Source organism: Hyphomonas sp. (assembly GCF_018402285.1).
Taxonomy (GTDB): domain Bacteria; phylum Pseudomonadota; class Alphaproteobacteria; order Caulobacterales; family Hyphomonadaceae; genus Hyphomonas.
On the sequence record NZ_JAGYJH010000006.1, the window covers coordinates 176,548 to 186,836 of the forward strand.

At 63.4% G+C, this 10,289-nt stretch carries 11 protein-coding genes and 1 pseudogene; 1 reads left to right on the top strand and 11 read right to left on the bottom strand.

The genetic code is table 11. The annotated features are described in order from the left end of the window. Positions 1–5 precede the first annotated feature (5 nt). The 7 genes from KG722_RS12630 to KG722_RS12660 all read right to left on the bottom strand — a co-directional run bounded on the left by KG722_RS12630 (position 6) and on the right by KG722_RS12660 (position 6,800). Positions 6–329 (bottom strand): YbaB/EbfC family nucleoid-associated protein, encoded by a 324-nt coding sequence (locus KG722_RS12630; protein WP_162545984.1) that lies wholly within the window; start codon positions 327–329, stop codon positions 6–8. Positions 330–345: 16 nt separating this feature from the next. After that, the gene (locus tag KG722_RS12635; protein WP_213272141.1) at positions 346–2,082 is read right to left on the bottom strand and encodes a DNA polymerase III subunit gamma/tau; all 1,737 of its coding nucleotides are present in this window, start codon (positions 2,080–2,082) and stop codon (positions 346–348) included. A 49-nt stretch (positions 2,083–2,131) separates the two neighbouring features. Then, positions 2,132–2,734 (bottom strand): hypothetical protein, encoded by a 603-nt coding sequence (locus KG722_RS12640; RefSeq protein ID WP_213272143.1) that lies wholly within the window; start codon positions 2,732–2,734, stop codon positions 2,132–2,134. Next, positions 2,735–3,769, bottom strand: a complete 1,035-nt coding sequence (locus KG722_RS12645; protein ID WP_213272145.1) for a ribonucleotide-diphosphate reductase subunit beta — start codon at positions 3,767–3,769, stop codon at positions 2,735–2,737. It lies immediately after the preceding gene. 147 nt (positions 3,770–3,916) lie between these two features. Further along, complete coding sequence (locus KG722_RS12650; RefSeq protein ID WP_213272147.1) at positions 3,917–5,209, bottom strand: hypothetical protein; 1,293 nt, start codon at positions 5,207–5,209, stop codon at positions 3,917–3,919. Positions 5,210–5,465: 256 nt separating this feature from the next. Further along, positions 5,466–6,413 (bottom strand): peptidylprolyl isomerase, encoded by a 948-nt coding sequence (locus KG722_RS12655; protein ID WP_213272149.1) that lies wholly within the window; start codon positions 6,411–6,413, stop codon positions 5,466–5,468. A 63-nt stretch (positions 6,414–6,476) separates the two neighbouring features. Next, the gene (locus KG722_RS12660) at positions 6,477–6,800 is read right to left on the bottom strand and encodes a hypothetical protein (protein WP_213272151.1); all 324 of its coding nucleotides are present in this window, start codon (positions 6,798–6,800) and stop codon (positions 6,477–6,479) included. Between the two features lie 157 nt (positions 6,801–6,957). Between KG722_RS12660 and KG722_RS12665 the strand changes: the two genes are divergently transcribed. Then, positions 6,958–8,358, top strand: a complete 1,401-nt coding sequence (locus KG722_RS12665; protein ID WP_213272153.1) for a hypothetical protein — start codon at positions 6,958–6,960, stop codon at positions 8,356–8,358. A 26-nt stretch (positions 8,359–8,384) separates the two neighbouring features. Here the strand turns inward: KG722_RS12665 and KG722_RS12670 are convergent, their stop codons facing one another. From KG722_RS12670 to KG722_RS12685, 4 genes and pseudogenes are all read right to left on the bottom strand, one after another. Further along, positions 8,385–8,849: an SRPBCC domain-containing protein gene (locus tag KG722_RS12670; protein WP_213272155.1), complete on the bottom strand. Its 465-nt coding sequence runs from the start codon at positions 8,847–8,849 to the stop codon at positions 8,385–8,387. Continuing rightward, the gene (locus KG722_RS12675) at positions 8,846–9,196 is read right to left on the bottom strand and encodes a metalloregulator ArsR/SmtB family transcription factor (protein WP_213272157.1); all 351 of its coding nucleotides are present in this window, start codon (positions 9,194–9,196) and stop codon (positions 8,846–8,848) included. Before KG722_RS12675 ends, KG722_RS12670 begins: the two co-directional genes overlap by 4 nt. Beyond that, a pseudogene (locus tag KG722_RS12680) lies at positions 9,193–9,667 on the bottom strand (VOC family protein). The gene KG722_RS12675 and the pseudogene KG722_RS12680 overlap by 4 nt, the downstream one beginning before the upstream one ends. 153 nt (positions 9,668–9,820) lie before the next feature. Continuing rightward, positions 9,821–10,114: a TM2 domain-containing protein gene (locus tag KG722_RS12685; RefSeq protein ID WP_300998499.1), complete on the bottom strand. Its 294-nt coding sequence runs from the start codon at positions 10,112–10,114 to the stop codon at positions 9,821–9,823. Positions 10,115–10,289 lie beyond the last annotated feature (175 nt).

The following is a 10,289-nucleotide window of genomic DNA, read 5'->3' on the forward strand; positions in this document are numbered from 1 at the left end:
GCGCCTTAAAACGGCAGCTTGAATCCCGGGAGCAATCCGCCAAAGCCGGCCGTGGCAGACTTCATCGCCTCTTCCATCGCCTGGTCGAGGCGCCGGCGGGCGTCCGAATGGGCCGCCTTGATCAGGTCCTCGATGATCTCGGGCTCATCCCCCATCAGGCTCTTGTCGATGGTGACAGATACCATTTCCCCCTTGCCGCGCAGTTTCACGCGCACAAGGCCCGCCCCGGCAACGCCATCAGCTTCGGTGGCTTCGATCTTCTGCTGCACTTCAGCCATCTTGGCCTGCATGGCCTGGGCCTGCTGCATGATCTGGGCGAGGTCTTTCATGGTGATCTTGTCTCCGTCAGGCCGGCCGGCGGGTTTTCAAAGGGATTACATTACTGGGCACATCGTCCTGCCCGTCCTCGTTTTCAAGCGGGGAAAGCGGATCTGCCACATCCAGGATCACCGCGCCGGGGATTGCGGCGAGGGTTGCCGCCACCAGCGGGTCACGCTTTGCCTTCTCGATCCGCTCGGCTTTTTCCCGCCGCTCCCGCTCGCGCACGGACTCGGTATCGGTGTCGGCTTCCTCCACCGTCCACTCCAGATCGCTGTAGCTCTCCAGGAACGCTTTCAGCCGGCCCAGCAGCCCCGGCGGGGCGCCAGGCGCCAGCGCGCAGGCAAGCTTTCCGGGCTCAAAATGGGAGGGCCGCACGAACCGTTCGGTGTCGACCTGCAGCCCCACTTCGCGCGCCCCCGCCATCAGGGCGATCATGTCTGCAAAGCTCTCGATGCCGCCGGGTGCCTGCGGCGGAGCCTTAAGGGGCGGGCTATCCTTTCCCGGCGGCCGGGACCCCTCGGCGATCATGCGCGCCGCTTCCTCCGGCGAGGGCAGGGTGGATGCCGCTGCCAGGCGCAGCATCACCATGTTCAGCGCCGTAGCCGGATCCGGCGCCACCTGCAGGTCGCCATAGCCAGACAGCAACAGCTGCCAGTTACGCGCCGCCTGCGCCGGGGTCAGGCGCTGCGCCAGCGCCCTGGTGCGGTTTGCCCAGTCCGCCGGGCCTGCCGGGGACCAGTCGTCGCCCGTCGCCTGCGCCACGGAAATATCTGCGGCAATGTCGAGGATGTCTTTCAGGATCACCGCCGGGTCTGCCCCGCCCGCCACCTGTTCGCGCACTTCGGAGAGCGCGCCCCTGGCGTTGCCCGAAACCGCCTTCTCCACCGCGTCCAGGAGGCGCGCCCGGTCGCCCAGGCCCAGCATCGCGCGCACGGCCGCGCCACTGACTTCCCCGCCATCCGTCGTCTGAACAATGCCCTGGTCGAGCAGGGAAAGCCCGTCGCGCACAGACCCTTCGGCCGCCCGCGCAATCAGGGCGAGGGCTTCTTCGGAAACATTCGCCCCCTCATTGCGGGCCACATTGCCTAGGTGGCGCGCCAGCTCGCCGCTATCGAGGCGTTTGAGATCAAACCGCTGGCAGCGCGAGAGCACCGTCACCGGAACTTTCCGGATTTCGGTCGTCGCAAAGATGAACTTCAGATGTGGCGGCGGCTCTTCCAGCGTCTTCAGCAAAGCGTTGAAGCTCGCATTCGACAGCATGTGAACTTCGTCGATGATATAGACCTTGTAGCGCGCTGAGACCGGGCCATAGCGGGCCGAATCCAACAGGTCGCGCATGTCGGCCACGCCGGTGCGCGAGGCTGCATCAAGCTCCAGCACATCGGGATGCCGGCTCGCCATGATCGCGTCGCAATGCTCGCCGGGCGGGTCAAGGTGAATGGAAGGGCCCGCGGCCTTGCCCTTCTTGCCCTTGGTATCGGCCTTCGGCTCGAAGTTCAGCGCCCGGGCCAGCAGGCGGGCGGTGGTCGTCTTGCCCACCCCGCGCACGCCGGTCAGCATGAAGCCATGCGCGATCCGGCCCGTCTCGAAGGCGTTGGAGAGCGTGCGCACCATCGCTTCCTGGCCGATCAGGTCCTCGAAGCGGCGCGGGCGATACTTCCGCGCCAGCACCTCATAGGTCTTGCCGGGCGCGGGCGCGTCCCCGCCCCCGAAGAGGGCGCCGGTGGCGTCATCGCCTGTGGAGGAATCGTCAGTGCTCATGGAACCCGGCGGACATTAGCGGGGCAGGGGCGTGGGCGCAAATGGCAGATCAGGGCTTGTTGCCGCGCAGCTGTCCAAGGGCCTCTGGCAGGAAAAGTCCGCCAGCCTGAAGCGCCGTCTCAAGATGCGTGATCGCATGAGTCAGGCTTGCCGCACGCGTCGAGAACCGAAACCCGATTGCCGCGCACTCCGCAGTCAGCCGGCAAGCAGGATCGAAAGTCCAGTTAACGCTCAACTCGGCAGGACCGGGCGGCGTGACGAGCGTGAACGTGTCGTACACATGATCTGCAAAGGGGCCTTCGGCGTCTCCCGGCGGCGGCCCCGGTGGCTCGCGTGGACCCGTCACATGGACGGGCCATCGCCAGGCCTTTCCAGGTCTGGTTTTAGAGGGGCGTGCCTGCGCTTGAGCGCGGGTCTCAGCCGGCGGAAGCTCCACGCTGCGACCCGTCTCGCGCAGCCATTGCATTTCCTGACGGGCGATGGCGCTTTCAAGATGGGGGAGGACAGCCTCCGGGAGTGCCCCGAAGGCGCCTGTCTTTTTTACCTGCTGGCGCAGCGCGTTGTAGAGCGCCGACCTTGCGGCCGGGTCAGCTGCGTCAATGCTGCTTAGCTCACCAATGACCCAGCCGAGAATATCGCTCCGAAGCGACACTTACTCCGCCGGGACGCTCTCGGCGGTCTTGCGGCGTTCGTCAAAGCGGCTCCAGACGCCGTCATCGCCGTGCCAGTCACCGCGGGTGGCGCCCTTGGAGTATTCGGTGGCGCGCTGCTCGAAGAAGTTGGCGTGCTCGACCCCGTTGAGGATTTCCGACAACCAGGGCAGCGGATGCTTGGTGAGGCCGTAGATCGGCTCGAGCTTGAGCTGGCCGAGGCGCCAGTCGGCGATGTAGCGAATATAGCTCTTGATGTCGTCGGCGGTCATGCCTTCGACCGGGCCCATCTCGAAGGCGAGCTCGATGAACTTGTCTTCCAGTGCCACCACCGTGCGGCAGCACTCGCGGATGCGCTCGCGCAGGGCGTCGGTCATTACCCCGGTTTCGGCGCAGAAGGCGTGGAACAGCTTGATCATGCCTTCGCAGTGGAGGCTCTCGTCGCGGATCGACCAGGTGACGATCTGGCCCATGCCCTTCATCTTGTTGAAGCGCGGGAAATTCATCAGCATGGCGAAGGAGGCAAAGAGCTGCAGCCCTTCGGTGAAGGCACCGAACACAGCCATCGAGACGGCGATGTCTTCATCAGTCTCGGTGCCGAACTGGCCGAGATAGTCGTGCTTGGCGGCCATCTCCTTGTATTCCATGAAGGCGGAGAATTCCGAATCCGGCATGCCGATGGTTTCCAGCAGCAACGCGTAGGCCGCCACATGTATCGTCTCCATATTGGAGAAGGAGGCCAGCATCATGGACACTTCTACCGGCTTAAACAGCGGCATGTAGTGTTCCATATAGTTGGCGCCGACTTCGACATCCGACTGGGTGAAGAAACGGAAGATCTGGGTCAGCAGGTTGCGCTCGGCGTCCGAAAGCTTGACCGCCCAATCCTTGCAGTCCTCGCCGAGGGGCACTTCCTCGGGCATCCAGTGGACCTGCTGCTGCTTCTTCCAGAACTCATAGGCCCACGGATAGCGGAACGGCTTGTAGGCATTGCTCGGCGTCAGCAGGCCGGGGAGGTCAGTGCGTACATTTGCCATCGGGCAGGCTCCATTCTTCAGCTATCGGCGGTGGCCAGCGAATCTGGCCTAGGTGATGTTCAAGACACCACATATAGTGCTTAAAATGCGTTAACGCCGCAAGATGTGCATTTCGCCGCAACCGGGCAAAACTCACAGGAAACCGGTTCAGCGCCCGCTGCGCGGCACCGAGACCGGGCGCAGGCCCATGCGGTAAAGCGCAGCCTGGCCAAGTTCAAGGTCAGCCTGAGTATGGCATAGGAAGGCCACCCGTTCGATCTTTGAATCGGGCCAGTTAGACAGGTATTGCTGCGCGGTCTGGATCAGGCCCTGCGCGCGTTCATGCGGGCTGTCTCCGGCGCTGCGCGTGCCGAACAGGGGGAAAAGTACAGATTTGAGCGCCGTCTTCGGGCTCATCTTGGCGCCAAAGCGGTTGTTTTCCTGGTCGACGGCGGCCAGCGCATTGCTGACGCATTTGCGATAGGCCCCGATCAGCCGGTAGCCGCGCCCGGGTTCGCCCTGATAGGCGGCGGCGTGGACCAGCAGGCGCACCTTGTTGGTCTTCTTCAGCATGCCCGGCCCGGTCAGGAGGGCAGTGGCGGGCTCCACCCCGGTGCGCTGCTGGTGCCAGCCCGCGCGGCTGGCCAGGAGGCGGGCGATCGTGTCGTCCCGCACGAAGCCGTGCCGGTCGCGCCGCGAGCCGAGATAGCGGATGGCGGCAGAGACCGACCCCTCATGGAAGCGGCCAAATTCCATCCGCGTGTTTTCCGGGTTCACCCAGACATCGATGTCATCAATGTCGGCAATGTCGCCGGTGACCAGCTCGATCAGCTTGGGGGCCTTCGGCCCGGCCGGGCTTGCCCGGTAAGAGATGTAGCGCCGCTCGGGAATGATGCGGCCGGGCAGGGACACGTCAAGCCCCGGCACCAGCGTGTGGATCAGGCTGTCCGTGCTCGGATTGTCGAGGCTATTGCGGACATGGGTGCGCAACAGGGTGCGGCAATCCTCGATCACCTGCTGGCGCGAAATGCCCCCGCGCGCTTCCAGTTCATAGTCCACCGCTCGCATGCCGGAGATGGAGAAGGGCGCCGTCGAGCGGGCATGGCGCAGGATCACGGTGCCTGCGCGCCGCGCGGTCTGGCGGATGCCGAGTTCGAAGAACACGTCGGGCGAGCCGAGGGTGACGTCGGCGATCACCACATCGGATTCAAGGAGGTTCTCGATCATTTCCTTGTGGATGAGGCCGGAGCGGCTCACCCGGTCGGCGCGGATGATGTCGAGGTTGAGGTCCTCGATCACCGGGCGGATCAGCTCCTCGAACACAGCGTCAAAATCAGGCGCGGAGGCTTCCTCGTCGCTGGCCGGATAGGGCAGGATGACGAAACACCGCCGCCCGGTCTGTGCCTTGCCTTCGATCTCGGAGTATTTCTCCGGACCTTGTGTCTTTCCTTCAAATGCCATTCCCACGCCGCCCTGCCTCGCCAAGCCCAAACTTACGCCGACCCCCGGGCACAAGCCATGCTCGTCCGGACCGGCCGTGCCAGTGGCTCCCAGATCCAAACGAAACAATGGGCAGGCAAGGCTGGCAAGGCAGGAGACGGCCGCGATTTCGCCTGCCACGGGAGGGCGAAGGCTAGTGCTCTGTTTCCTGTTGGATTCAGGCCAGATTATAATTGCGTAAGGTTGGCGCGCGGGGGCGCAACTGCCCGTTACCCGGTCACTCGCCCACCCGTCGGGCGGGCACGGGCAGGGAGCAGACGTCCAGCACCTTGGGCGGGACCGAGACGAGCGCCGGGATGCCGGCATAGTCGCGCTTGGAGGTCTTGAGGGCTTCCCAGTCGGCTGACGCGGTCTCCATCACGTCATAGGCCGGGCGTTCGTCAACGGGGATATCGGCGGCCATGCGGGCCGAGAGGATCTGGTTTTCGGCGAGTTTCGAGCGTCGGTACTGGCTGATCTGGTGGGCAAGCTTTGGGTCCTCGCCGAAGATCGCGTTCATCTCATCTTCTGTTGACGGATCAACGCGGGGCAGTCGGTGGATGAACTCCATTCCGCCGATGACCCGGCCAAAGATGGTGTAGTTGCGGTCAAGATAGCGTCTTGGCTGGAGGGGGATGAAGATTTCGGTGGAGCCGCTTTCCGGGTTGTTGTCGCGGGCCATGCCAAGGGCGCCAGGGCAGTTGAGCAGCCATTCGCGGTTCCCGTCGCGGCCGACAGCAAAGCCCTGCCGGTGGCCGACTTGCGGGGCGTAGAGGTCCGCGTTGCCCTGCGGGGCAAAGCCCTCGGCGGAAATTTCCCGTTCTGCTTCAAAGGGTAAGGTGGGCCATGCGGCTATCGCCATGTCGAATTCGCGCCCTGCCTGGGCGACGTGGCCTTCGACGACGCGGTAGAAATACTCCCCGTCATAGAAGCCTTCACGGACCGCTTGTCGGATCTGGGTGGCATGGGCGGGGGCAGCTTCTGGGTAAAGCTCGATGGCGACGGTGCCTGTTTCCAGCGTTAGAATGATGAGATTTTCCGGGTCAACGGCCCGCCACCCGGGGATAGGCGCGGCCATTTCGGGGACAGTTTCGGCCACTTTGGGCATCGTTTCGGACAATCCGGGCGGCGCGCTGGCACAGGCAGCACAAACGAGGGCGGCGGCAAGGAGATGAACGCGGGTCATGCGCCCGACTGTCGGCGAGGCAAGCGGCGGCGTCAATGTCGCTTGCCGCAGCGGCATCAAGGTTCAGGCATCAAAGCCGTATTTCCGGCGCAGCAGATCAAGGGTCTCGGGCGCAGGCTTCAGGCCGGGATTGGAGGCGATCACTACACCGAAATCGGTCAGCGGCAGCTCGCCATTGGCGATGCGGCGGCGGGACGACCGCCAGGCATGGGCGCCCCCGGGCGGGACATAAACGACATGGCAGACAAGCTCGCCCCCGGCCGCGATCAGCCGGTCGACATGGCAGTTCAATTTCGGGCGCGCCGCAGGCGGCGCTTTCCCGGCGCTGGCATATTCCTTCTCGATGCGGGCCTGCCAGGGCCCGGGCGCGGGACATTGCTCGGTCATCATCACCCCGGTGGATAAGCCGTGTACTGAATCACATTGCAGCCGGCATGGGGAGGGGATTTTTTTGCTGTCTGGCCATGCAATTGCGAAGGCCTGCCGGGCTCCGGCGCCATCGCGCAGGGTGAGGCCCGCCAGGACCTGCCCCGTCGCCGGGGGCATGGGCCGGGCCTCCATAAACGCCTTCCGGTACTCGCCTGCCTGGAGAGATGTTCCCAGTGAAGAGAGAGCCATCATCCTCTTTCACCGGGGGATTGCGGAACGTCACCGCGATCTTGAAGGCGATGACGAAACATGGAATGGCTCCTTCTTGGAGGCGTTACTCGAGAAGCCGGACTATCCCGATGCAAACTTTCTGCAGTTTGATCTGGACGTCATGGATGGCAATTACGAAGATGCAGTTTCGCGGCTTACCTACTTTTCTGACATTCCTCATCTGCGAGACAGGATCGCAACGGAAACTCTGCAGTTCCTTGTCTCTGATCTGATCTATCATCAGGACGAGGACAGTTTAAAGACGCTCGTCTACGAGCTTTCAGAGACATACAAGCCGAGCTTTTCATATGCGGGCGGCGACTTCCTGAAGGTTGAGCGCGCGCGTCTCCTCCTCGCCTCGGGACGCAAGCAGGAGGCATTCGCTGTCGTGGGCACAATTTTGTCTGCGTACAGCATGATCCGAGTCCGGACTGAAGGTGATTTCAGGGAGTTGTGGCGTATAGAGGGATTTGACGCCATCGCCGATGTGAATCGCCTCATTCAGGCGCAGGTTGCTGCCCTGCCGGGGATCATCGAGGCCTCGCCAGACAGATTGCAGCCGGCCTCCGAGCTGATCGATATGCATCTGGCCTTGGGCGATACGCAGGCGGCATTTGTCCTTACCCAGCGCTATGCCGACAGGATATTTTCGCCGAGAAACTTCAAATATGTGGATGCAGAGCCCTTTGGCCGCAATATCCTGCGCGCGCATGCTATTCTGCTGGAGCAGCGCGGAGACATTTCGGGCGCCCGGCGCATGTTCCTGAGAACCGCGCTCGGAGATCAGTCGAGCCTGACGAAGGGGCCGAGCGTCAACCAGATGTTTGAGGAGATGCACCGTGCCGTCAGGTTGGGCAAGGATCCTGCGCCCAGTGCCTGGGTGGAGGGCGCGAGCCTGACCGGCCTTTCGGATGAGGGATTGGGATGGCTCGATATATATGAATCAATCAGTGATTTGATGAAAACAGCCTCGCCTGTCCCGGAGATCAGTCTTGCCGAACTCGAGGATGATGGCGGCTGGAGGCAGGCGCCGATCGCCTTTCTTTACATCTTTCTTTATCTCGATCAGGCGGCAACGGGCGACCTGATGCTCGCGATCCTCGAGAATCCCGCCTGGTCGCGGGAACTCATTGCGATGGCGCAGCCACATCCGGTCCTGCTGCCGGACCTGCCGGGTAGTCCTGGCGAGCGCATGAGCCGCGATTTCCAGGCGCTGCTGAACAGGCCGGACATTGCAGCAGCCCTGTTGAGGGCCGGGCGGCTGGAAAGCTATCCTGGCGTTTACCGGCTTTACTCAGCGCCCTAGAGGCGAGCCGGCGCAGTGAAATCGGTTTACGGCAATTTGCGGGCCTGGCTGAGCGACACCAGCTGGGCGCGCCAGTATTCTGCGAGACGCATCTGGGTGGCGGCGAGGGGGAAGCCGTGGCGGGCGACGTGTTCCTGCGGGATGGTGTCCCAGCCGCGATGGGTGACCGTGACGCGGGTGTCTTCGCCCAAGGCCTCGAACGTCACCTCGACCGAGGTCACCTGATCTGGCGTAAAGGTCGCCTGGCGCCAGGAGAAGGCGAGGCGCTGGCCGCGCTCCCAGGCGGTAACGTGGCCAATCTCGAACACCTTGCCGCTCGCCAGCGTGGTGATGAGGCGGGCCTCGCCCTCAAAGCTCAGCGTGCCATCGCCGCGCGGGGTGAGCTGGAAGAGGGCGGAAGGGCGCCACCAGGCGGCGATCTCTCCGGTGAAAATGTCGAACGCTTCCTCCGGGCTGACGGGCACGCGCAGGGAGACGATGACGGCGCTCACGCTTTCTTCGTGCCCTTTGCCCTGGCTTCAACATGCGCCTTGAAGGCGGAGAGCTGGCCGGCCCAGAGGGCCTCTGTTTCTGCCAGCCAGAGTTTCAGATCCGCCATCGCGCCCTCCTTCAGGGAGTAGATCCGTACACGCGCATCAAAGTCGGGATGGCTTTCCTCGGCGAGGCCTGCCTGTTTGAGAAGGCGCAGATGGCGGCTCATCGCAGGCGCAGGCAGGCCAAGGGCCGCGGCGAGTTCCCCGGCGCTGTGGGGGCGCGCGCCGAGCAGTTCCACCGCCCGGCGCCGGTCGCGGTCTGCCAGGGCGGTGAACAGGGTGTCGAGACGGGCAGGCTGGCTCACAGCCGGTCGCGGGTCTTTAGGCTGCCGCCGGAGGCCTTGTCCCATTCGGCGGGGGAGAGCTGGTTCACCGTGACGCCAAATGTCCAGACATGGCCTTCGGGGTCGCGGGCGCGGTAGGTGCGGTCGCCGTAGAACTGATCATCCGGGGCCTGCAGGATTTCGGCTCCGGCCTTTTGCGCCCGCACGCAATGGGCGTCGATGTCCTCGCCCGCGGCCAGCTGGACATGTACCGACTGGGTGTTCTTGCCGGAGAGGTTTTTCGGGCTGCGATGGTTTTCCGACCATTCGCTGCCGACCATGATGAGGCCGCTGCCGAAGGTCATTTCCGAATGGGCGATCTGTTCGTTCTCGTCGAGGATGACCAGAAGCGGCTCGAAACCGAACGCCTCTTCCAGCCAGCGGAAGGCAGCTGTTGGGGTCGGCATAGGTGACGGCGCTGGAGAGGCCTTTGCCGCGAGCGTAGTCAGACATGTGCATTTCCTTCCTGATCTTGATAATATTTCTAAAATATTGAAAATATCTGTCAAGCCGGATCAGGAAGGATGCACCGGATCGCAACGGGCCCCGGAGCAGGGGGAACTCCGGGGCCCTTGGGGCGCAGCTGCGGGAGGAGAACAGCTGCGGTCAGTAAGCGGAGCGGCGGCGGCGCATGGCCTGGGCCGCATCGGCGCGGGCGTCTTCCATCTTCTGGTCGATGATCGCCGGGATCAGGATCAGATCGAGCAGCCACCAGACAAAGCCGATGAGGAAGAAATAGCTGATGATCTGCAGGATCGCCGTGACCGGCTTGCCAAGATAGAAACGGTGGGCCGAGATCCAGCCGAGGAAGAACCAGAGGAGATAGGCGGCGCCGGCGCTTTTCTTCTCATTGGCGGCGCGCTGCTCGATCAGGATCATGTCTTCGGTGGTGAAGGCCATCTGTTTGGCTCCTCTGCTGTCTTATCGATAATCATATAATACTCGGGGAGCGGGTTTCCAGAAGTATTTATCGAAAAACGGCAATTTTCTTCGGGCGGTCCACAAAAGGAAAAAGGCGGCGGCCGAAGCCACCGCCCTGATTCCAGTTACCGGCGGGGACTATAGCCAGTAGGGC

Excerpts from the sequence above, each read along its gene's own strand:
- KG722_RS12665 (WP_213272153.1), top strand. The coding sequence starts at position 6,958 with ATGGGCCGGGCCTCCATAAACGCCTTCCGGTACTCGCCTGCCTGGAGA.
- KG722_RS12650 (WP_213272147.1), bottom strand. The coding sequence starts at position 5,209 with ATGGCATTTGAAGGAAAGACACAAGGTCCGGAGAAATACTCCGAGATC.
- KG722_RS12645 (WP_213272145.1), bottom strand. The coding sequence starts at position 3,769 with ATGGCAAATGTACGCACTGACCTCCCCGGCCTGCTGACGCCGAGCAAT.
- KG722_RS12630 (WP_162545984.1), bottom strand. The coding sequence starts at position 329 with ATGAAAGACCTCGCCCAGATCATGCAGCAGGCCCAGGCCATGCAGGCC.
- KG722_RS12685 (WP_300998499.1), bottom strand. The coding sequence starts at position 10,114 with ATGGCCTTCACCACCGAAGACATGATCCTGATCGAGCAGCGCGCCGCC.
- KG722_RS12635 (WP_213272141.1), bottom strand. The coding sequence starts at position 2,082 with ATGAGCACTGACGATTCCTCCACAGGCGATGACGCCACCGGCGCCCTC.
- KG722_RS12660 (WP_213272151.1), bottom strand. The coding sequence starts at position 6,800 with ATGACCGAGCAATGTCCCGCGCCCGGGCCCTGGCAGGCCCGCATCGAG.
- KG722_RS12655 (WP_213272149.1), bottom strand. The coding sequence starts at position 6,413 with ATGACCCGCGTTCATCTCCTTGCCGCCGCCCTCGTTTGTGCTGCCTGT.